This is a genomic window from Ruegeria sp. E8 (assembly GCF_056533985.1).
Genome location: NZ_JBQFOY010000003.1, coordinates 62,577 through 85,085 on the forward strand (window position 1 = coordinate 62,577; position 22,509 = coordinate 85,085).

Here is a 22,509-nt window from a genome sequence, read left to right on the forward strand (position 1 = left end):
CGATGGGTCTGGAAATGTCCATCGAGCTGCTGACGCTCGTAATGTTCGGGTCGCTGCTGGCCTTGTTGATGGCCGGTTTGCCGCTGGCCTTCGTCACGGGCGGACTGGCCTGTGTCTTCCTGTTCCTTCTGGGGGATGCACGGGCGCTGAATATCGTGCCCAGCCGGATTTTCCCGCTGATGACAAACTATCAATTGTCGGCGATTCCGCTGTTCATTTTCATGGCTGCGATGCTGGAACGAGCCGGGATCATCAACGACATGTTCGACGTGATCTACAAGGTGCTTGGCGGGCTGAAGGGCGGGCTTGCGGCAGCGACCATTCTGGCTTCGACCGTTCTGGCGGCCATGGTCGGCGTGATCGGTGCGGCGGTGGTGACGATGGGGATCATCGCCCTGCCCGCCATGCTCAAGCGCGGCTATGACCCCAAGATCGCCATGGGCTCGATTATGGCCGGGGGCACACTGGGCATCCTGATCCCGCCGTCGATCCTGGCCATCATCTATGCCGTCGTCGCCGAGCAATCGGTGGGCGAACTGTTCATCGGAGCGGTCATTCCCGGTCTGATGCTGTCGGGGATGTATATCCTCTATGTGGTGGTCCGGTCCTATATCAACCCCGTTCTGGGGCCGCCGATCCCGGTCAACGAGCGGATTTCAAACCGCGAAAAGCTGCGCCTGCTGGGCAAGATGTCGGCCCCGATCGCGCTGATCATCATCGTTCTGGGCGTGATCTTCTCGGGTGTGGCAACCCCGGTCGAGGCTGCCGGTATCGGCACCTTCGGCGCCTTCATCGTGGCTGCGATCCACAACAAGCTGGACTGGCCCACTGTGCGCGAGGCCTGCCTGACCACACTCAAGGCCTCGGCCATGGTGATCTGGATCATGTTCGGCGCGACCATCTTCGTGGGTCTCTACGTGTTGGAAGGCGGTCAGCAATTCGTGCAGGAGACGATGCAGAACGCCGGTCTCGGCCCTTGGGGCATCCTGATCGTGATGCAGATTTTGCTGGTGGTGCTTGGGATGTTCCTCGACTGGGTTGGCATCCTGCTACTGTGCGTGCCGATCTTCGTGCCAATCATCAAGGCGCTGGGGGCTGCGGCTTTCGGATTTGACGACCCAGACGATCTGGTGCTGTGGTTCGGGGTACTTTACCTCGTGAACATGCAGATGAGCTTTCTGTCGCCACCGTTCGGCTATGCGCTGTTCTACCTGCGAGGGGTTGCACCGCCGTCGATCCCGATGACGGATATCTTCAAGGCTGCCCTGCCCTTTCTGTTCCTGCAGATTGTGGGGCTGGCAATCTGCATGCTGTTCCCTCAGGTCATCACCTGGCTGCCCAATCTGGTCTACGGGTAACGGTGTGTTTCTGTTGACCACGCCACATTGAAGGGATGGGTTTAAAATTGTTTCATACGCCTGATCAGCTTGTTTGGGTGTTCTGAACTGGATACGTCTCACACATGAAGATCGCTGTCGGAAAATAGGCCGTTCTTTCCACCTGTACGCCGGTGTTAGCTTTTTGCCAAAAAGGCAGCGCCTTCACCATACGGCGCTGATTTCTAACAAAAAATAAAATGATTAGGCTAAACCTAATATTTAGTGAGGAAGTCAGTTCTTAGGAAGACCGGCCAGCCCGTATATACCTGAGTTGAATTTCGCGATGCTCAGGGAGGCGCAATTGTCTGACAAGGAAAATATCGCGATTGACGTGCGGGATGCGGTGAAACGCTACGGCGACTTCACCGCGCTCAAGAAGATCTCGCTGTCGATCATGGACAATGAGTTCTTTACTCTTTTGGGCCCCTCGGGCTGCGGCAAGACCACACTGCTCAGAATGATTGCCGGGTTCGAAGCCGTAACCGAAGGCGCGATCTACCTTTATGGCGATGAGATCGAGAACCTGCCGCCCAACAAGCGCCCGGTGAACACGGTTTTCCAGAACTACGCTTTGTTTCCGCACATGACCATTCTGGACAATGTGGCCTTCGGGCTGGAAATGCGCGGGACATCGAAATCCGACGCGCGCAAGAAAGCCGGTGAGATGCTGGAACTGGTGCAGCTTTCGCAGTTCTCCGCCCGCAAGCCCAGCCAGTTGTCAGGCGGTCAGCAACAGCGTGTGGCGCTGGCCCGCGCGCTGGCGCCTCAGCCCAAGGTTCTGTTGTTGGACGAACCACTGTCCGCGTTGGATCTGAAGCTCCGCAAAGCGATGCAGCTTGAGCTGAAGCATCTGCAACGCGAAACCGGGATCACCTTTATCTTCGTGACCCACGATCAGGAAGAGGCTCTGACCATGTCGGACCGCATCGCCGTCATGTCGGCCGGTGAGATGCAGCAATTGGGTGCACCTACAGACATTTACGAGCGCCCGCACAACATGTTCGTGGCGGATTTCATCGGCGAGACAAACCTGTTGGAAGTCTCCGTTGACGGGATCGCAAATGGCCGGGCGACCTGCCACCTTGGCGGTGGGCATGAGCTGACCTGCAATGCGGTTGAAGGGGTCGACGTCGGCGCTAAGGTTCACCTGTCGATCCGGCCAGAGCGGCTTTACATGTCCGATACTCCCACGGAAACCGAAAGCCTGAAAGGGCGCATCAAAGAGAATATCTTTGTCGGAACAGATATCACCACAATCGTAGACCTGCAGGATGGTCCGGATTTTGTGGTCCGCACATCCAACTCCGACCGCGGAAACAAACGTATTTTTGAGCCGGGCACCGAGATGTTCGTCAACATGGAGCTGGGGGCCGGGCGCCTCCTGGTGGACTGATGGCGGCGGGTGCGGCAAGCGGCGGCAGCGCAACGACGGATACTTACAAAGAGGCGCGGACCTGGCTCCTGTTGCCCGCATGGGTAACGCTGGCCATTCTGGTGTTGGCGCCTGTCATCATGATGCTGATCTATTCTTTCCTGACGAAAGAGTTTCGCGGTGGCGTCATCTGGGAGTTCTCGCTGGCGGCTTATGATCAGTTCTTCTTTGATCGTGGCCTGTTTGGGGACGAGCCACCCAAGATTGAATGGACCTATATCACAATCTTCTGGCGCTCAATCTGGCAGGCCGGGGCCGCGACGCTGCTGAGCCTTGTGATCGGGTTTCCAACAGCCTATTTCATCGCGACCCGGTCCGAAAGCATGCGCCCGGTTTGGGTTTTCCTGATCACCATCCCCTATTGGGTGAACCTGTTGATCCGAACCGTGTCGATGAAATTCCTTCTGCGCGACCAGGGGCCGCTGAACGATTTTCTGATGAATATCGGCCTGATCGACAGCCCGCTGCATATCGTCAACACCAATTTCGCAGTGCAACTGGGCCTGTTCTATTCCTACCTGCCCTTCATGGTGCTGCCGATCTATGCAGCGGTTGAGCGTTACAATTTCGCCCTGTCCGAAGCGGCGGCAGACCTTTACGCGTCAAAATGGACCACGCTGCGCCGCGTGCTGCTTCCTGCGGTCAAACCGGGCGTATTTGCAGGCTGTATTCTGGTCTTTGTTCCTTCGATGGGGTCGTTCCTTGCGCCCGACCTTTTGGGCGGAGCCAAGAACTTCATGATCGGCTCACTGATTGAAGAGCAGTTCAAGGGCAATGCAGGCAACTGGCCGTTTGGCGCAGCCGCCTCGATGATCTTGCTGACAATGGTTTTGATCATCCTGATGTTCTCTGCCCGACAGCAGGCCAAAGCCGACAAGGCGGGGGGCTGACCGATGGCAAGCAAGCAATTCGACATCAAGACATACACGGGCTTCAAGGGGATCACCCTTCTATGCTTGGTCATTCTCTACGCCCCGCTCATCGTGGTCACGATCTACAGCTTCAATGCCTCGCAATCGCTGACCAACTGGGAAGGTATCTCTTTGCGCTGGTATGCGGACGTCTTCACTGGCCCTGAAAGCGGTAAATTCAAAACAGCAGCCAAGAACAGCTTTATCATCGCGATCATCGCCGCGACCACGGCGACGGCCATCGCCACGCTGGCCGCAACAGGCATGGTTCGAGGCGGCAAGTTCCGCTTTCGCACGTTGTCCTTCGGTTTGATCAGCCTGCCGCTGATGGTACCGGAGATCGTTCTGGCCGTCGCGACCCTGATCTTTTTCAACTCGATCGGGTTCGAGCGCGGGCTTTTGACCATCCTGCTGGCCCATATCGCCTTCTGCATTCCCTTTGCCTACCTGCCGATCTCAGCCCGGATGCAAGGGATCGAGGACAGCTATGAGCAGGCCGCTCTGGACCTTTATGCCACCAAACGGCAGGCGTTCACCAAGATCCTGCTGCCGCTGATGATGCCCGGCATCATCTCGGGCTTCCTTCTGGCCTTCATCGTCAGCCTGGACGACTTCATCATCACCAACTTCGTGAAAGGCGCAGGTGTTGAAACCTTGCCCACCGCGATCTTTGGATCGGTCAAGCAGGGGATCAAACCAAACATCATGGCGATTTCGACCATGTTGCTGAGTGTGTCCATCGTCATGGTCACGATCAGCTATTTCGTCAGCAAGTCTGACAACACCAAATAACCAACAGATGGAGAGAGATATGAAACATATGATGAAAAGCGGCGTCGCCGCCCTTGCTCTGGCCATTGGCGCGAACGCCGCCGCAGCCGAGGGTGAGCTGGTTCTGTATCACTGGTTTGAATACATCCCACAGGAATTGCTGGACAAGTTTACCGAAGAAACCGGCATCACCGTGACCATGGACACCTACGACTCGAATGAGGCGATGCTGGCCTCGCTCAAGGCCGGCGGGATCGGTACCTATGACGTATCGGTGCCCGGCGACTACATGGTGTCGATCATGGCCGGCGAAGGAATGCTGGACACAATCGCCGACGGTGAACTGAAAAACAAAGGCAACATCGCGGAAGAATGGGCCGACCCCAGCTTTGACCCGGGCCGACAGTCTTCCATTCCCTATCAGTGGGGTTCCACCAGCTTTGCGGTCAGCCGCGATGCCTATGAAGGCGACATTCAAACCACCGACATCCTGTTCAACCCGCCAGCCGAACTGCAGGGCCGCATCAACATGCTGGACAGCCAGGGCGAAGTGATGGCCATGGCTGCACTGCATATGGGCATCCCGCAGTGTTCGACCGACCGTGAACAGCTGAAGGCGCTTAACGCCATGCTGCAAGAGGCCAAGCAGCACTGGGCCTCGTTCAACTCGGACACCGCGAAAGAGGTTCTGGTCTCGGGGGACGCAGCCGTTGGCCAAATCTATGACGGTTTTGCCGCCAAGGCGCGCGAGGAAGGGGCCAATGTGGAGTACGCCTATCCGACGCAGGGCTACATTGCGTGGATGGACAATGTCGTTCTTCTGAAAGACGCTCCCAACCGTGACAACGCGCTGATCTTCATGGACTTCCTGCTAGAGCCCGAGAACATCGCAGCCGTGACCAATTTCGCACAGTACAACGCAGGTGTGAACGGCGTGGGCGAGTTCCTGGATCCGGCACTGGCGGCACAGCCTGAAAAGAATCCGCATGACAATGCCGGTCCCGGCGTCTTTATCGAGGTTTGCTCGGAAGAAGTTCAGGCGGTTTACGATCAGATCTGGACCAACCTGAAAAAGTAAGGCCTCAAAACCTTTGAGATCAGCCCCCCGTTTCAGCCCCGGCTAAATCGGGGGGCTTTTTCTTTCAAACGACAGTCGCTTTTGCCGAAAGGAGATCAGACCATGACCAAACCCATTCGCCTGCTCGCCAACGGACACCCCGAACACGGCTTTGTTCCGTCCTCCGCTGTTGCAGGTGATGATTTTACCACCGCTGACCGGACCGAACGCATCAGCGGGTTTTACGAAAGCGCCGATGGCAAGACATTGGCCGGTGTCTGGGAATGTGCCCCCAGCCTGGAAAAAATGGATGCCTACCCTGTGGATGAGATGATGACAGTCATTTCAGGCTCGGTCACGTTGAGCAGTCCGGACGGCACCGTGCAGGAGTTTTCCGAAGGTGACACGTTCTTCATCCCCAAAGGCACCCCTTGCACATGGGAGATCACGCGGACCCTGCGGAAATTCTATATGATCTCTGCCTGACAACGCCCCTGTGCGGGTCTGTTCGCGCCGGGGAGGTTTTTCTGATCCAACCTGAACGAGCCCGTCTGCCAACGTAAAATCCTGAAAAGGCCTCTGGTCAGCCTCAGTGGCTGAGGTCTTCAAGGATGCGGTCCATCATCGCATCGCATAATTCCAGCTGGTCGAGCTCCAGATACTCGTCTGGTTTATGTCCCTGTTTTTCCATCGAACCGGGGCCGCAGACCACGGTGGGTATGCCCAGTTCGCTGAAAAATCCGGCCTCGGTGCCAAAGGCAACTTTGGTGGTCACGTTGCTCTGCGCCAATTTCTGCGCGTATCCGATCACCGCATCGGTTTCGGCGACATCCAGTCCGGGATAGGCATTGTACTGTTCGACCTCGATACGCGCCTCAGGGCAAAGGGTCTGATACCTAGCGCCTACCCTGCCCGCCGCGCCCTGTATCTGGCACAGGATGTCTTTCCCCAGATCCGAGGCAAGGTGACGGTATTCAAAGGTCAACTCGGCGCGGTCCGGCACGATGTTCAGCGCCCTGCCGCCGGACATCACGCCAACATGAAATGTCGTATAGGGCACCGAATAGGCCGGATCGCATTTACCGTTTTTGGCGTAGGTTTCCTGCAGGGCACGCAATTCAGCCACGAAATCGGTTGCCAGATGCAACGCGTTGACGAATTTCGGGGCCAGTGCCGAATGTCCGCTTTGACCGTAGCAGACGGCTCGCAGCGCGGCCTTGCCCTTGTGACCCACAGCCACTTGCATTTCGGTGGGTTCACCCACGAAACAGGCGCGGGGCTGGCCCAGCATCGGGGCAAGCCGGTCCAGCATATGCTGAATTCCGACGCAGCCCACCTCTTCGTCATAAGACAGCGCGATTTTCAGCGGTTCGCGCAGATCAGCCCCCGCCGTTCGATCCGCCAGCGCCATGACCGAGGCTACGTATCCCTTCATATCCGTGGTACCGCGCCCAAAGACGCGATTGCCCTCGCAGGTCAGGCGAAACGGATCCTTGGTCCAGCTTTGACCTTCAACCGGGACCACATCGGTATGGGCCGACAGCAAGACGCCATCACCCTCGGGACCTATTTCCGCGTATAGCCCGGTTTTCTCGCCGCCCGGATCGGTGATGCGATGCACGCTAAAACCGCGGGCCTCCAGAAACTTTTCGACGTAAGCGGCCAGTTCGAGGTTCGAGTTCTTGCTGACCGTATCGAACCCAACCAGTTTATCGAGAATATCAAGCGTAGACGTCATGCGAACTGGACCTGTACTTCGGGTTGCCCGACGCAGTGGCGTCGGTTTCACGAGGGCTTTTGCCCAAGCCTATACGACGGGCAGAATACTTAAATCTGGTAATGGCGAAGCAGAGGTTAGGAGATTTCTAAGAGCTCGCGTTCACTCTTGACCCAGCGCATAAAGCCCCGGAAGCGTTCCAGATTTCACGGCCTGCGCACAGTGTTCGATAAACGCCTTTGAAGTATTCGTCTCATTCTCAGCCCGTGCACGCAGCAGCCCAAGGCGCATTGGGCGTACATCTCCGGCCAAAGGCACAAAGATCAATTTCTTTCCGTCTGGTGACAGGGTGTTGAGAGGGCGGATATTGGCAATCGAGAACCCGAATCCGTTTGCAACCAGTGAGCGCATGACCGACATGTCCGCAGTGCGTTCCGCAATATTTGGCTTGATATTGGCCTCGCGGAAGAACGACAGGAAATACTCGCCGCTGAATGGCAAATCCAGCAGGACCATGGGACTGTTTTGCAGGTCCGGGATCGCCAACTCGGTGCGGTTGGCCAACGCGTGATCTTCGCCCAGAACCACATAAGGCGGAAGCTCGTGAAGGGCCTGAAACTCGAGATCGGCGGGAATGTCCAGATCGTAAGTCAGGGCGATGTCCAACTCGGCCCGCCGCAACTGGCTGAAAATCTCGGCCTGATTCAATTCACGCTGTTCGATACGTACATCGGGATAGGTATCCTCGAAATCTCGCCGTAGCCCCGGCAAGACAATCTGGGCGAATGTCACCAGACAACCAACAGACAGAATGCCCTGAACCTTGCCTGTGATTTCTCCGGCAAGCGTAGCCAGCAATTCGGCCTCGCGCAGGACAAACTCGGTGCGCTCCATGAATTTGTGCCCGGCCTTGGTCAGGGACAGACCACGCGCGTGTTCGCGCACAAACAGGTTTACGCCGAATTCCACCTCAAGCTGGGTGATCGCCGCCGAGATGGACGGCGACGACACGTTCAGCTTGTCGCTGGCAGCAGCGATGCTGCCCGCCTTTCCGACCGCTACAAAATACTCAAGTTGCCGCAGCGTGTATCTGAAAGGCAATGGCGCATCTCCGCTTGATCGCGGATCAAGCCTTGTACTTGATCCACGTGGTCTTCAAAGCAGTATACTTTTCAAGCGAGTGCAATGACAAATCCCTTCCAAAGCCGGACTGTTTCATACCGCCGAACGGGGTTTGCGCAGACAGGGCGTCGACCGTGTTCACCGAAACCGTTCCGACCATCAGCTTGTCCGACACGCGGCAGGCACGGCTCAGGTTGTCGGTCCAAACCGAGGCCGCCAGACCGTAGATCGAGTCATTGGCCATTGCGACCGCTTCGTCCTCGCTATCGAAGGGGATGACCGACAGGACGGGGCCAAAGATTTCGTCACGGGCCAACGGGTTGTCATGGGTGACATCGTCAAAGATGGTCGGTTGCACAAAACAGCCTTTTCCGTCAACGGTCACCTGTTCACCACCAGTCACCAGACTGGCTGACTTTTTACCCGCTTCGACAAAACGCATGATACCTTCGGTCTGTTTGGCGTCGACGATCGCCCCCATTTTTGAGGCCGGATCCAGCGGGTCGCCCGGTTGCATCGCCTGTGCGCGGGCAATCAGCTTTTCGACAAACGCATCCTTGATAGAGCGTTCCACATACAGCCGCGAGTTGGCTGAGCAAACCTCACCCTGATTGAAGAAAATGCCAAAGGCAGCCATGTCGGCAGCAGCGTCCAGGTCCTCGCAATCGGCGAAGACCAGATTGGGGCTTTTGCCGCCGGTTTCCGGCCAGACCTGTTTCAGGTTCGACTGGCCCGAATACTGCATGAACATCTTGCCGATACCTGTCGAGCCGGTGAAGGCCAGACAATCGACATCCATATGCAGACCCAGCGCCTTGCCCGCTGTCGCACCGAATCCGGGCACCACGTTGAAAACACCGTCCGGGACACCGGCCTCGGCCGCAAGCTCTGCCAGACGCAGGGCCGACAGGGGCGATTGTTCGGCCGGTTTCAGCACAACCGAGTTTCCGGCGGCCAGCGCAGCGGCGGCTTTCCAGGTCGCCATATCCAGCGGGAAGTTCCACGGCGTCACTGCGCCGACAACACCCAGAGGCACGCGGCTGACCAGCGCCAGATCGCCGGGGCCTGTCGGCGCGACCTCGTCATAGACCTTGTCGATGGCCTCTGCGTACCACTGGAAGAAATGAGCCGAACCGGGCGCATCGACGGTGACGGCGTCAGTTACAAGCTTGCCCATGTCCAGACTGTCCAGCAGCGCCATCTCTTCCAGATTGTCCCGGATCAGGTCGGCCAGTTTCAGCATCACCGCTTTGCGGTCGCCTGGTGCCATGCGGGACCATCGGCCATCCTCGAACGCGGCGCGGCCTGCGGCGACGGCACGATTGACGTCTTCCTCGTCGCATTCTGCAACTAGGGTCAGAACCGCGCCGGTAGCAGGGTTGATGCTGTCAAAGGTTTTGCCCGAAGCGGCATCGACGAACTTGCCATCGATGAACGCCTGCCCCCGGAAGGACAAACCGGCGGCGCGGCTTTTCCAGTCTTCGTGTGAATAATCTAGCATGTTCTTTCTCCCTGCTTACTCGTCACCCGGAACGCCGTAAGACGGCGCTTCACGCGGGTCGAGCGCGCGCTGGATGTAGGCGTCCAGCTGCGGTTTGTAGATATCCCAAAGGCTTGCGATGTTCTCGATGGGGCAGTCTTCGCTCCAGTCGCAACGCAGATCGGCCACCGGCCAGCTGACCTTGTCGACGATTTTCATACCCGCCGAATGCACCGGCCCGGCCTCGCCCCCAGCAGCAAGTCCGGCGCGCATGGCGGCGATCAGGCGGTCCCCGATATGCCCCGATGCCGACAGAAACCCGTCCACAATCGCCTGAGGCACACCATCGTTGTCCAACATGTTCCCGCCCGAGGCGACATTTTCGGCCTGCGCCTGCGTCCAGATACCCAGCGAATTGGGACCCGAATGAATGGCTGTGCGGCCCGCCGTGTCGACCGCCAGAACCTGACGGTATTCGATAAACCGCGCGGCGGCCTTCATCCCTTCGATGGCGTCAGACGCGGATTTTCCCTGCTCCATCAGGTCCAGCGTCAGCGGGCCAAGGCTGGGATCGGTCACGTTCTGTGAGGATACAGCCCCGACACCGGCGCGGGCAAAGGCGCAGCGCGCGGCAACGGCGGGAGAGGACGATGAGATCGCCAGACCGAACATGCCGGTCTCAGCACATCTGGCAACTAATGAGAATGTCATCCGGGTCTCCTTGAAACACAACAACCGGACCGCGCGTGAGAGCAAGAAGGGTGCGCGGCCCGGTCTGTTTGATTGATCTGACCGATCAATCGGGAATGACGGCGGTGCCGTCGATCTCGACCAGCCATTCAGGGCGGGCCAGCGCCTGTACGACCAGACCGGTCGAAACCGGATGCACGCCTTTGATGTATTTGCCCATGGTGCGATAGACGGCCTCGCGGTGGCGCACATCGGTGATGTAGACGACGACCTTGACCAGATGCTCCATCGAGCCGCCGGCCTCTTCGATCAGCTGCCGGATGTTCTGCATGACTTTATGGGTCTGTTCGACAGGATCGTGGCTGTCGATATTGACCGCATCGTCCAGATTCTGCGGACACTGGCCGCGCAGATAGACGGTTTTGCCACCCTGTGTGACGACTGCCTGACACAGATCATTGTCCAGATTTTGTTCGGGGTAGGTGTCCGAGGTATTGAATTTGCGAATGCGTGTATGCGCCATTTCTGGTTCCTGTCTTCTTACTCTGCTGCGGGAGCGATGATGGCGGCTTCGCCGTCATACTCGGCATAGGCCCGTTGGATTGCGATCTGATCGGCAATGTATTTCGCATCGTGCCAGACGCCCCACAGGAAGGTCGAGCCGCGGCGCGACTGCCAGGGCAAGCCAAGGAAATACACATCCGGCTCAACCGAAACCCCACGCTGATGGATCGGCGCGCCTTTTTCGTCGAAGGCATCGGCCTTGATCCAGCTGAAATCCTGACGGAATCCAGTGGCCCAGATGATCGTGGTGATGCCTTCCTTGGCAAAATCGATCGAGCTGAGCGGGTTGGTCAGGCAATCGGGATCGGCAAACGCCTGACGTGCCTCGGGTTCTTCCGGCAGGTTCAGGCCGGTGCGTACGACATATGCATCCGCCAGATCCAGCATTTCGAGATAGTTGGCATCGCCTGCGGCCACGTTGCGCTGCAGATCGTCAGCAAAGCTGAGCACGCCGTTGTCGAAGCCCTGAGTCATGCCGACAAGGTTCACACCCTCATTCCCCAAACGGCGGAAATCCATCGTGTGCCCGCCATAGGCGCCGCTGACCGAGATGGTCACATGCTCGGTGCCCGGTTTCAGCGCGGCCACGTCCCACAGGCCCAAAACACCCAGCCACCAAACAAAGTCGCGGCCACGGTAGCGGCGCGGCGGGCGGTCGTGCGGACCGACCGACAGGAACACCTTACGCCCCGCGCGATTCAGCTCATCCGCGATCTGCGCGCCGGATGACCCGGCACCTACAACCATCACTGCACCATCGGCCAGTTGATCAGGGTTCTTGTAGTAGAAAGAGTGGATTTGTTCGACGCCAGCCGTTTCCGACACGATAGGCGGAATGACCGGATGCTGGAACGCGCCGGTGGCGGCGACAATACGCTTGGCATGAATTTCACCGGCCGAGGTTTCGACGCGGAAACCACCTTTGCCCGGCAGACGCTCAGCCTTGAGCGCCTCAACGCCCTCGCGGATCGGCGCATTCACCATTTCCGCGTATTCGACTAGATATTCGGCAACGCGGTTCTTGGACACGAACGCATCGGGATCATCCCCATTGAACAGCAAGCTGGGAAAACGGTCATGCCAGGCCGGGCCGTTGGCAACCAGCGCATCCCAGCGACCGGTGCGCCATGCTTCTGCAGTCCGGTTCTTTTCCAGAATGATGTGGGGCACGTTGTTGTTGCCCAAATGCTCGCTCAGCGCGATGCCGGCCTGTCCGCCGCCAACAACCAGCGTATCCGTCTTTTCAATGGACATGTGTCGGTTCCCTATTCCTGCGTCTCGAATTGACCCGAAAAGGTCATTAGCCTTGTGCGTTTTGCGTCTGGTCCGGCAGGTGAAATGGCCGCCTCGGTGTGCCGTTTTCTGCACCACTCCATTACGCTGTGCACGTTTCCGGGATAAGGTTTCACAAGTTGGGAACGTGTGAAATTACTGTCTAACTTACTCTTAATTAGGCTTTGGCTAATCCGCCGGAATTACGCTTGTTTCCCGGCCAGTTGCCCACTCTCCGAAAGATAGGGAGCAATCAGATAATACAACTCACCCTGTGAAGAGATGTGGCATTTCCGATAAAGTTGCTTGCGCAAAACCTTTACGGTTTGGGGACTGATACCCAACGTCAGGCCAATGGAAATCGACGAATGCCCTTGCAGGATCAACAGCGCCACCTGGGCCTGCCGTGGGCTGAGGCCAATGTTTTGTTCAACTGACAGGCGCTGACGCAGTTGCTCTACGATATCTTCCGGCTCGTTATCAGTCGGTGGCTTCAGGTCGGGCCAGTTCATTCTGACCAGCGCATTGACGACTGGCGCGACATGTTTGGCGGTGCTGTAATCCCGGGGTGAAAATCGCGACGCGGTGGTTGCGTCCCTGCCGATACAAACAGTGATCGAATTTACGGCGCTGAGAGCAGCGAAAAACGCCAGTTCATCCGTCAGTGTCGTGTTTGTGTAATAGGACTTGAAGTATTCATTGCGTTGAAACTGATCGGGGGCGACGTCTGTTAATCTGTAAAGCCCATCTGCCGCGCAGCTTTGATGCAGCCCATAAAACGGATCCAGTAGATAGGCGCCTTTGACATAATGGCTGTCGATACGCTCGAAAACGCGACTGTCGCGGGCATGGGTCATCAAAACTTGGGGGCTGCTGTTTCGAAAAAAGGCGATGATCGCGAAATTGTCGAATGAACATGTCGCATCCAACCAGGTTTGGAGCGCGTGACCGAAATCCTCTGATCCAATCGCCCGAATTGCGGCCGACAGAGCGTCTGGTGCTGGAATCGATGACATTTTCAAGTACCCCTCTGGGGGTATATACCCCTCAATTTCGTCAAAGTAACCTGTTTCCTAAAATTGGGTGGTATGCACTACCTGGCGTAATCGCAGTCCTTTCGGGGGGCTTCGAAAGATCAGTGAAAATTGCATTGGGAAACGAAGGGGTTGATGATGGCCAAAGATACACTCGACGTTCTTGCACAGGATGAGCATCTGATTCAGTCCTTTGCAGATCTGAATGCGCTGAAACAGCAAGGTGCACGCACCGTGATCTCACGCGCGAAGGGCGCTTATGTCTATGACAGCGACGGAACCGAGCTGATCGACGGGATCGGTGGCTTATGGTGCGTCAATATCGGCCACGGCAATGATGAGATGATTGCCGCGATCTCGGATCAGCTGAAAACGCTGGACTATTATTCGACCTTCTACAACTTCACTCATCCGGCGGCAGCAGCGCTGGCCGAAAAGATTGCGCAGCTTGCACCGGGTCATCTGAACGCCGTGTATTTCGGCAATTCAGGTTCGGTCGCCAATGACAGCGCCATTCGGATGCTGCACCATTACAATATCCGCAAAGGGAAGCCGGAAAAGAAAATGGTCCTGTCGCGACACGGGGCCTATCACGGTTCAACCCATCTGGCGATGGCGATGACCACGCCCGGTTATTCCGAGGGCTGGCACACAGCTAATGATCTGGTGCATCACCTGCGCTCGCCCCATTACTGGCGCGAAGGCGGTGAAATGTCCGAGGCCGAGTTCCTCGACGCCCTGATCGACGATCTGAAACAAAGCATCGAACGGATCGGCGCTGAAAACATCTGTGCCTTCATTGCTGAGCCTATCCAGGGCGCAGGCGGTGTTGTGACCGCGCCCATGGGGTATCACAAACACGCGTGGGAGATCTGTAAAGCCAACGATATCAAATATGTCGCTGACGAGGTCGTTACCGCCTTTGGCCGTCTCGGGCATTTCTTTGCATCAGAAGACGTGTTTGACATGGTTCCCGACATCATCACTACCGCCAAAGGTCTGACCTCCGGCTATCAGCCGCTTTCGGCCACCATTGTCTCGGACGATATTCACGAGGTGATCTCAGGCCCCGAAGGTATATTCCTGCATGGCATGACATATTCTGGCCACCCTGCTGCAGCGGCGGCAGGTCTGACCAATATCGCCATCATGGAGCGCGAGCAGATCCCGCAACGGGTACGCACGACCGGTGCCCGGTTTGAAGCCAATCTGCGTGGCCTGACCGACATCGAACTGGTCGGCGAAGTGCGCGGCAGCCACTTCATGATGGGGATCGAATTCGTCAAAGACCGGGTCACCAAGGAAAGCCACCCTGCAGAGGCTCAGGTCGGCCTCAAGGTTGCGCGTGCCTGCCAGAAACGGGGCCTCATTGCCCGCCCGCTCGGTAACGTCCTGATCCTGTCCCCGACGCTGATCATGGACGCACCCATGATTGACCGTATCGAAGCCATCCTGCGCGACGCAATCACCGAAGTCGCCGCCGGACTGTAAATCTTACACCGCGGGGGTCCATGGCCCCTGATATCTGTTAGCCAGCTAAAAGGAGCCCGCTATGCGCGACCCACGTTATGACATTCTGTTCGAACCGATGAAGATCGGTCCGCTGACCGCCAAGAACCGGTTTTATCAAGTGCCGCATTGCAACGGTGGCGGCTATCGCGACCCCTCGGCGGCGGCGGCGATGCGTGGGATCAAGGCCGAAGGCGGCTGGGGCGTGATCTTCACCGAACAGTGCGAGATGCACCATACCTCGGAAATCACCCCCTTCATCGAACTGCGCTTGTGGGAGGACAAGGACATTCCGCAACTGCGCAAAATGTCTGAGCGGATGAAAACCCACGGCGCGCTGGCGGGCATTCAGCTGGCCTATTCCGGCATCAACGGGCCGAACCTTTATACCAAGGAAGTGCCACTGGCCCCTTCGGCTCTGCCCATCCGGACTTTCACAAATGATCCGGTTCAGGCGCGCGCACTGGACAAACAGGACATCAAGGACCTGCGCCGCTGGTTCGTGAACGCCGCAAAACGCTCGAAAGAGGCGGGCTTTGACCTGATCTGCCTTTATGGCGCACATGGTTTTGGCATCTTCCAGCATTTCCTGAGCCGAGCGACCAACCAGCGCAGTGACGAATACGGCGGTTCGCTGGAAAACCGCGCCCGGTTTAGCCAGGAGGTCATCGCCGACATGCGCGACGCCGTGGGTGACACAATGGCGATCACGCTTCGGGTATCGCTGGACGAAACAATTGGGGATCTGGGATTCTCGAACGCCGAGGTGCGCGACTATATCGAAATGAACAAGGATCTGCCCGACCTATGGGATTTGGCGCAGGGCACGTGGGAAGACTGTTCCGGCCCCTCGCGGTTTAAGGAAGAGGCCGCGCAGGAACAGCTGGTGCGGGGCATTCATGAATTGACCGACAAGCCCATTGTCGGGGTTGGGCGGTTCACCTCACCCGATGTGATGGCCAAGATGGTCAAGTCCGGTACATTGGATTTCATCGGCTGCGCGCGCCCGTCGATTGCCGACCCGTTCCTGCCCAAGAAGATCGAGGAAGGCCGCATCGAAGACATCCGCGAATGTATCGGCTGCAACATCTGTATTACCGGCGACATGACCATGTCGATCAGCCGCTGCACCCAAAACCCGACATTCATGGAAGAATGGCGTAAGGGCTGGCATCCAGAAAAGATGAACGACAAGGGCGATAGCTCGAACGTGCTGATCGTTGGTTCGGGCCCTGCCGGTCTCGAGGCCGCCTGGGCGCTGTGCCGCCGGGGTTACGATGTCGCTGTGGCCGAGGCACGTGACGTGATCGGCGGTCGCGTGGCACGGGAACGCCTGCTGCCAGGTCTGTCAGCCTGGGGTCGTGTTGTGGATTACCGCGATTATCAGCTCAGCCAGCGTCCCAATGTCGAAATCTATCGCGAAAGCGAGTTGGATGCCGAAAGCATTCTGGAGTTCGGCTTCGAAAACGTCTGCATCGCCACGGGCGCGACCTGGCGTCGTGACGGTGTTGCCCGTCAGCACGTTGTGCCGATGCCGATTGCCGAAGGGGCCAAGGTTTATACACCGGACGATCTGATGGATGGCACCATCCCATCGGGCCGCGTGGTGGTGTACGACGATGACCACTATTACATGGGCGGCGTGCTGGCCGAACTGCTTGCCAAGAACGGCGCACAGGTGACGTTAGTCACACCATCGGCTTATGTCAGTGACTGGACCAACAACACTTTGGAGCAGATCGCCATCCATCCACGGCTGGTCGAGGCGGGTGTCGAGATTGTGCTCAACCAAGGTGTCACCGAAATCCATCCCGATCACGTGGTCTCGAACTGCGTCTACACCGACCGGACTTGGAAGATCGAGGCAGATGCGGTTGTGATGGTTGCTTCACGTCTGGAAAACAACGCCATCTTCAATGACCTGAAAGCCCGAGAGGCCGAATGGGCGGATGCAGGCATCAAGTCGGTTAAACTGATCGGCGACGCCAACGCTCCGGGGCCGATCGCATGGGCCACCTATGCCGGTCACCGCTATGCCCGCGAACTCGATGGCAAGGATATTGGTGACGATCTGCCCTTCCGCCGCGAAATCACAGAACTTGCGGTGGACTGAAATTGTTGGCGGGTATCACCAATTTGGTGAATGCCCGCCGCGCAAACCCTTGAAAGTTTGATCAGACGGCCATCTCCGCGTAGTAATCCGCCCACCTGCTAAAAGCGTCGGATCGTGATTGTGGCGAAGGATCGGGGCGATCCGACCATGAGCGGTGATCTAACTGAAAAGCCATGCCGTTGATCTGGTGAACCCGGAGATCACGCCGCATCTGGAAAAATACCTGCGCGACAGCAATGGCAGGACGGTCTATGACCGCTCAAAAACGGTGAAACTGCTGTGGGATGCGATTGGCAGTAAAATGAAGGCTTTGAGCTTGCAGACACTGTGCAGTTTTTCGACCACGCCTCGGCAGCTAGGATCGGGTCTTCGGCAGCAGGGGGGCCGGTCAAGCGGGCTTACGAAGAATATTTGCATCAGTTGCGTCTGTACAGGACGCGACGACCCTTACCTGCCATTGACCAAGGGGTACTTTCGCCCTGAAAGAGTCAGTCAAAGCGGGCATCAAACAACCGCCGAAATCAGACCTTTGAAGACTATAAGATGTAGGTTCGACGCCTCCGCGAGCGGCCAATTGTAAGAATCGCACCTTTTGGGCTTGATTTCAATCGCGCTTTATCTGATATTTCTGTCATGACAGAAACAAGAGACATAACGAAATCAAACGCGGCAACCCAGTTTATTCTGTACTGGGGTGACATGGGCAACCAATGGGGCGTCAATCGCTCAGTAGCGCAGATTCATGCGCTGCTGTATCTCAGTTCCAGCCCTCTTAACGCTGAGCAAATCGCTGAGTCTCTGGGCATTGCGCGGTCCAATGTGTCCAACTCTCTCAAAGAACTGGTGAGCTGGCGGCTTATTCGCCGTGTACCTCTTCCAGGGGATCGGCGCGAGCACTATGAAGCCGAAGTGGATGTCTGGGAAATGGGGATCCGTATCGCTCAGGGGCGCAAAGAACGCGAGATTGATCCGGCAACACAAGCCCTGCGTGCCTGCGTGGCGCAAGCTGAAAACGACAGCGGTCTGGACCCAACGGCGCTGCGGCGGATGCAGGATATGCAGGAGTTCCTGATTACGGCCGACACATGGTTCCGCGACATGCTCACGGTGCCCCGCCCTAAACTGGTGATGTTGATGAAAATGGGCACCAAAGTTGCCTCTCTTCTCAAATTCGCCGGAGGTAAAACGAGTAGTTAAAAATTTTTGACCTCCAATTTCTCTTACGACGGAAATAACAGAATGTTCGAAAACAGTGATAAATCCGCCCCGCCCGGCAAGAAACACATTCAAATGCAAGCGGATACGGTCAGCTGCCGGGATGACAGGTTCAAAAACCTGCTGGGAGCGGCAGCATGGACCCGCCTGCCCAAAGCCGTTCAGCGCCGGTTCAGCAAACGGCTTCTGGGTGATGCCAGTCTTGCCTATCAGGGTCGCGTGACTCAGATGCGCATGAACCCCGTCGGGCGCGCGCTGGCCTTTGCATTGCGCGTCATAGGGGCACCGCTGCCATTTGATCCTACTTCTGTCGGTCGATCTGCCGTGGTCACGGTCACCGAAGATGCGGCAACGGGTGGACAGTTTTGGATCCGGCAATACGGCCGGGCCGCCGGGTTTCCACAGATGGTCGGTAGTTCCAAAAGGTTCGCCGGACCAACGGGACTGGAAGAATACATCGGTTTCGGGATCGGCATCTCGCTGAAGCTCGAAAGCACAACGAACGGTCTCTATTTCGTCAGCGACAGGTATTTCCTGAAGCTGGGGCAACGAAGGCTGCCTCTACCGCGGTGGGCCGGTCCCGGGGGGTTGGTGGTTGGCCACGAAGAACTCGGAGGCGGCCAGTTTCGGTTCACCTTGGAGTTGGCGCATCCACTTTTTGGCGAGCTGATCTGGCAGGACGCAACCTTCCACGATGCCGAAATCGTAGGGAACACCCCATCATGAAAGTCGTGATTATTGGAGGATATGGTGTTTTCGGATCCCTGACAGCCCGGCTACTGGCGCGGGATGAGCACCAGCTTTGGCTGGCGGGGCGGCACCCTGAACAGGGTCAGGCTTTGGCCCGGGAACTCGGGGCACAGACTATGAAGCTGGATATCCGAAACGCACCAGAGGCGCTCTTCGAGGCTGCCCCGGATGTTGTTATCGATGCAGCAGGGCCGTTCCAGCATTATGGCAACGACCCCTATAGGATTCCGAGGCTCTGTATCGCGCATCGTTGTCACTATCTTGACCTGTCGGACAGTGCCGAATTCACCAAAGGTATTGCAGCCTTGAACGCCAAAGCGATGGCCGCAGGTGTATGCGTGCTTTCCGGTGCATCCAGCGTGCCCGGCCTATCCTCCAGTATCGTTGAGGCATTGATCGAGCCTCTGGATGAAGTCGACACTATCGACATCGCAATCCTGCCGGGCAATCGGGCGCCGAGAGGAATGTCCGTTATCAAGAGTATCGTGAGCGGGGTCGGAAGGCCGTATCAAGTTTGGCGAGACGGCGCTTGGCAGACCACCACGGGATGGACGGATCGCAAATTGTATGAACTGGAGCCTGGTATGATACGCGCAGGATACAGCGTCGCCGTTCCTGACACCGCGCTTCTTCCGGAAAAGACAGGCGCGAAAAGCGTCATGTTTCGTGCGGGCCTGGAGCTTCCATTAATGAATTGGGCCTTACAACTGCTGGCCAAAATGCGACAGTACGGGCGTTTCGAAATGCCGGACTTGGTGTACTCTGTGCTCTACATTCTTTCGAAAGCGCTTTATCCCTTCGGAAGCGACCGCGGCGGTATGGTGGTGAGCGTTTCGGGGAAATCAAGCGGGCATGGCGTAATCCGGAGATGGCGACTGATCGCTGAAAAAGGCCACGGCCCCTTTGTACCCGGCATCATGTGTCGCGCGATCCTTCGAGAGCACGACAGCATAAATGCAGGCGCGCGACCTTGCCTAGCAGAGTTGCCAAGAGCCCTGGTTGAACGTGCAATGGCGGATCTGGAAATCCGAACTGAGACCACCGACACGCTTGATCAGAGCGCGCTTGACCCGCGAGACGACGTGAAAACATCAAGAACTCCGGGAACGCAAACAGGGATAGCCTAGGCCTGCCCTTCGGCAGTTGAAGACAAACAGTTGCCCCCGAGAGACTTACTCATATGCCGGAAGATGGCGCTCTTTTCCGATGACAAAAAGTGCAGCGACCATGAATACCAGAGAGGGAATAAGCGCGAATTCCAACCAATCCAGGCGTTTGGCGAGCCATCCCCCTGTCAGCGGCAATACGAATGCAATGCCATAACCAATCAGTGTCATACCCGCGCTTAGCCGGGTGACGGCATGCCCTTTGGCTATGACCGCTGGCAATGACACCAACAGGATCAACTCGATTGACGCAGCAAATCCAGTGATCAGTGCTGCCACCCACGACGACCACCCGGAAAGGAAAGTAAACCCGGCAAGCCCCGCCACGGACAGCGCTGCAGACGCTGCAATAGGTCTCTGTCTGCCAATCCATCTCGGAGCGGCAAGTACCGCGAAGGAAGCCATGAGCGGGGTTGCGTTATAGGCCAAGAGCAATCCTGCCAAAACGTCGGCCTCGCCGCGGTCTTTCAAGATTGTTCCGACATAGGAATTGATCACGTAGAATGCGACGACTGAACCGGCCAGAAGCACCCCATACCTCCAAACATGACGGTCATTCCAGCGTGGCAGTGATGTCTCTGGGACCGCGTCGTTTGCTGCATACCCGGACAGATCAATCTCAGCTTTCGGCGTACGGGCGAGTAGCGTCACCAAGGCAATGAGAACAATCGGTACGGACCAGAGCACAAGCGCGGTACGCCAATCGTCGCCGGCCATTGGCAACACGACAGGAAGGGTCAGACCGGCACCAGACATCTCGCCAACCATCATGCCATTCAGGTAAACAGCGCTCCCCAGCGCGATGTGGTTCGGTGTCCAAACACGTGTGGCAACAGGTAAAGCTGTCTGGAACACAGCAACGCCCAGCCCCATGAGAACCGAAACCAAAAACAGCATCGTACCGGAAGGCGCGTAGCCTCGTGCGCTTGAAGCCGCTGCCATCAAAAGAAGACCGCCCGCAATGGTTGCTTTCAACCCGTATCGGGCAATGATCATCGCTGCCGGAAGGGCTCCGAAGGCAATGGCGACCACAGGCAGCATGGTGAGCGCGCCAATACCCGCTGTTTCCAGACCGTAGGTTTCGCCAATGCGTGTCGCCAATGGCGGTGCTGCCAGAACCGGAACACGCAATGTCCAACCCACGAGCCACAAAATGGCTAACATGGTTATTGGAAGCGACTGAGAACGTTGCGCAATGCAGTGATTCACGAGCAAACCCTAACTTAAAATGTGGACGGATTTTCGTGATTATAGTCTTTCTAATTTTTCACGGTAGTTGTATAAAATAGACTGCAGATATCTAATAATTAGAAATAAATGAACCGAATTGCAGAGATAGAAGCGTTCGTTGCAGTCATCGAAACCGGATCGTTTTCAGCTGCCGCATCAAGGCAAGGGGTGGCGGTGTCGGCTGTCAGCCGCAGGGTTGATGAGATGGAGGCGCGACTTGGTGTCAAACTCACACAGCGCTCAACGCGCGGTGTCAAAGCCACTGAAGAGGGGCGCGCATATTATGATCGTTGCCTCCGTCTTCTATCGGATTTGACCGAAGCGGACGATGAAGTTTCCGGTCTCGCAGGTTCAGCCTCCGGACCAATACGCATCGCCTGCCCACCCGCGTTCGGGCTGCGTTATCTTGGACCTCTTGCCAATGCCTACGCTGCTTCGAACCCTGGAATTCAGTTTGACATCGATATGGGGGATCGACCTGTCAATCTCGTCGAAGACGGCTTCGACTTTGCGATCCGCATAGAAAATACAGATGATCCCGCTCTAACCTCCGAGCCATTGTTCCCTGTACACTATGTGATAAGCGCAAGTCCCGGATTTTGGGATATACACGGTCGGCCGGACAAGCCGGAAGACCTGCAGGGTTTACCGGCCGTGACCTACAAGATTGGTAACGATCCAGCGCGCTGGCGCATCACCTGTCCCGATGATCGCTCTGTCGAAGTGCGCCTGTTGCCACGCTTCATCGCCAACAACGGAGAAGTATTGATCGAAGCTGCCAAGGCGGGGTTGGGTGTTTGTCTGGAGCCCAAATATGCCTGTAGCGATGCTATCCGAGACGGAACGCTCGAAGTCGTCCTAAATGATCATCGAATCCACGACCGAATGGTTGAACTTGTACGACCCAGCATCCGGCCCCTTTCTCGCAGAGCCGGCGAGTTTGCAAAAATTCTTCGAGACAAATTCTCAACGACCGCCCCGTGGGACGACGGCTGAGTTTGGTGCTGTGCTTCGCATCACCGACATTCATGTACAAAACCGAAATGCGAACCCTGCAGACAGATCGTACTCGCGAACAAATTGAGCAAGCTGGCTGA

Annotated in this window: 21 protein-coding genes; 13 read left to right on the forward strand and 8 right to left on the reverse strand. The window is 57.1% G+C overall.

The features are described 5' to 3' along the window. The first annotated feature begins 14 nt into the window (after nucleotides 1-14). The 6 genes from ACR0LF_RS05600 to ACR0LF_RS05625 all read left to right on the forward strand — a co-directional run bounded on the left by ACR0LF_RS05600 (nucleotide 15) and on the right by ACR0LF_RS05625 (nucleotide 6,036). Nucleotides 15-1,358 (forward strand): TRAP transporter large permease, encoded by a 1,344-nt coding sequence (locus tag ACR0LF_RS05600; RefSeq protein ID WP_480856115.1) that lies wholly within the window; start codon nucleotides 15-17, stop codon nucleotides 1,356-1,358. Nucleotides 1,359-1,662: 304 nt separating this feature from the next. Next, nucleotides 1,663-2,772, forward strand: a complete 1,110-nt coding sequence (locus tag ACR0LF_RS05605; protein ID WP_480580094.1) for an ABC transporter ATP-binding protein — start codon at nucleotides 1,663-1,665, stop codon at nucleotides 2,770-2,772. Continuing rightward, on the forward strand, nucleotides 2,772-3,701 hold the full coding sequence (locus ACR0LF_RS05610) for an ABC transporter permease (RefSeq protein WP_480580097.1): 930 nt from the start codon (nucleotides 2,772-2,774) through the stop codon (nucleotides 3,699-3,701). Before ACR0LF_RS05605 ends, ACR0LF_RS05610 begins: the two co-directional genes overlap by 1 nt. A gap of 3 nt (nucleotides 3,702-3,704) precedes the next feature. Then, complete coding sequence (locus ACR0LF_RS05615) at nucleotides 3,705-4,514, forward strand: ABC transporter permease (protein ID WP_480580100.1); 810 nt, start codon at nucleotides 3,705-3,707, stop codon at nucleotides 4,512-4,514. A 19-nt stretch (nucleotides 4,515-4,533) separates the two neighbouring features. Continuing rightward, nucleotides 4,534-5,571 carry an extracellular solute-binding protein gene (locus ACR0LF_RS05620; protein WP_480580103.1) on the forward strand — a complete coding sequence of 346 codons (1,038 nt, stop codon included), beginning with the start codon at nucleotides 4,534-4,536 and terminating at the stop codon, nucleotides 5,569-5,571. 102 nt (nucleotides 5,572-5,673) lie between these two features. Beyond that, nucleotides 5,674-6,036 (forward strand): cupin domain-containing protein, encoded by a 363-nt coding sequence (locus tag ACR0LF_RS05625; RefSeq protein WP_480580106.1) that lies wholly within the window; start codon nucleotides 5,674-5,676, stop codon nucleotides 6,034-6,036. A gap of 103 nt (nucleotides 6,037-6,139) precedes the next feature. Here the strand turns inward: ACR0LF_RS05625 and argE are convergent, their stop codons facing one another. The 7 genes from argE to ACR0LF_RS05660 form a co-directional block, all read right to left on the reverse strand. After that, on the reverse strand, nucleotides 6,140-7,288 hold the full coding sequence (gene argE, locus ACR0LF_RS05630; protein ID WP_480580110.1) for an acetylornithine deacetylase: 1,149 nt from the start codon (nucleotides 7,286-7,288) through the stop codon (nucleotides 6,140-6,142). Between the two features lie 141 nt (nucleotides 7,289-7,429). Then, entirely contained in the window at nucleotides 7,430-8,368 is a 939-nt protein-coding gene (locus ACR0LF_RS05635; RefSeq protein WP_480580113.1) for a LysR substrate-binding domain-containing protein, read from the reverse strand. A gap of 25 nt (nucleotides 8,369-8,393) precedes the next feature. Next, a complete protein-coding gene (locus ACR0LF_RS05640) occupies nucleotides 8,394-9,890 on the reverse strand; it encodes an aldehyde dehydrogenase (protein ID WP_480580116.1) in 1,497 nt (498 codons plus the stop codon). A 15-nt stretch (nucleotides 9,891-9,905) separates the two neighbouring features. Further along, nucleotides 9,906-10,580, reverse strand: a complete 675-nt coding sequence (locus ACR0LF_RS05645; protein ID WP_480580119.1) for a DUF1028 domain-containing protein — start codon at nucleotides 10,578-10,580, stop codon at nucleotides 9,906-9,908. A gap of 85 nt (nucleotides 10,581-10,665) precedes the next feature. Next, entirely contained in the window at nucleotides 10,666-11,082 is a 417-nt protein-coding gene (locus ACR0LF_RS05650) for a RidA family protein (protein ID WP_480580122.1), read from the reverse strand. 17 nt (nucleotides 11,083-11,099) lie between these two features. Continuing rightward, nucleotides 11,100-12,377 carry a flavin-containing monooxygenase gene (locus ACR0LF_RS05655; RefSeq protein ID WP_480580125.1) on the reverse strand — a complete coding sequence of 426 codons (1,278 nt, stop codon included), beginning with the start codon at nucleotides 12,375-12,377 and terminating at the stop codon, nucleotides 11,100-11,102. A 221-nt stretch (nucleotides 12,378-12,598) separates the two neighbouring features. Next, nucleotides 12,599-13,411 carry a helix-turn-helix transcriptional regulator gene (locus tag ACR0LF_RS05660; protein ID WP_480580128.1) on the reverse strand — a complete coding sequence of 271 codons (813 nt, stop codon included), beginning with the start codon at nucleotides 13,409-13,411 and terminating at the stop codon, nucleotides 12,599-12,601. A gap of 156 nt (nucleotides 13,412-13,567) precedes the next feature. Between ACR0LF_RS05660 and ACR0LF_RS05665 the strand changes: the two genes are divergently transcribed. The 6 genes from ACR0LF_RS05665 (at nucleotide 13,568) to ACR0LF_RS05690 (ending at nucleotide 20,143) form a co-directional block, all read left to right on the forward strand. Further along, nucleotides 13,568-14,920, forward strand: coding sequence for an aminotransferase class III-fold pyridoxal phosphate-dependent enzyme (locus ACR0LF_RS05665; RefSeq protein ID WP_480580130.1), 1,353 nt, complete (start codon nucleotides 13,568-13,570; stop codon nucleotides 14,918-14,920). A 61-nt stretch (nucleotides 14,921-14,981) separates the two neighbouring features. After that, nucleotides 14,982-17,051 carry an oxidoreductase gene (locus ACR0LF_RS05670; protein ID WP_480580133.1) on the forward strand — a complete coding sequence of 690 codons (2,070 nt, stop codon included), beginning with the start codon at nucleotides 14,982-14,984 and terminating at the stop codon, nucleotides 17,049-17,051. Between the two features lie 187 nt (nucleotides 17,052-17,238). After that, nucleotides 17,239-17,631, forward strand: a complete 393-nt coding sequence (locus tag ACR0LF_RS05675) for a 4-hydroxyphenylacetate 3-hydroxylase C-terminal domain-containing protein (RefSeq protein ID WP_480580136.1) — start codon at nucleotides 17,239-17,241, stop codon at nucleotides 17,629-17,631. Between the two features lie 53 nt (nucleotides 17,632-17,684). After that, a complete protein-coding gene (locus tag ACR0LF_RS05680) occupies nucleotides 17,685-18,248 on the forward strand; it encodes a GbsR/MarR family transcriptional regulator (protein WP_480580139.1) in 564 nt (187 codons plus the stop codon). 42 nt (nucleotides 18,249-18,290) lie between these two features. Continuing rightward, complete coding sequence (locus ACR0LF_RS05685; RefSeq protein WP_480580142.1) at nucleotides 18,291-18,992, forward strand: DUF4166 domain-containing protein; 702 nt, start codon at nucleotides 18,291-18,293, stop codon at nucleotides 18,990-18,992. Continuing rightward, the gene (locus ACR0LF_RS05690; RefSeq protein ID WP_480580145.1) at nucleotides 18,989-20,143 is read left to right on the forward strand and encodes a saccharopine dehydrogenase family protein; all 1,155 of its coding nucleotides are present in this window, start codon (nucleotides 18,989-18,991) and stop codon (nucleotides 20,141-20,143) included. The genes ACR0LF_RS05685 and ACR0LF_RS05690 overlap by 4 nt, the downstream gene beginning before the upstream one ends. A gap of 45 nt (nucleotides 20,144-20,188) precedes the next feature. Here ACR0LF_RS05690 and ACR0LF_RS05695 read toward each other — a convergent pair whose 3' ends face one another. Further along, a complete protein-coding gene (locus tag ACR0LF_RS05695) occupies nucleotides 20,189-21,346 on the reverse strand; it encodes an MFS transporter (RefSeq protein ID WP_480580148.1) in 1,158 nt (385 codons plus the stop codon). 153 nt (nucleotides 21,347-21,499) lie between these two features. Between ACR0LF_RS05695 and ACR0LF_RS05700 the strand changes: the two genes are divergently transcribed. Continuing rightward, entirely contained in the window at nucleotides 21,500-22,408 is a 909-nt protein-coding gene (locus tag ACR0LF_RS05700; RefSeq protein WP_480580151.1) for a LysR family transcriptional regulator, read from the forward strand. Nucleotides 22,409-22,509 lie beyond the last annotated feature (101 nt).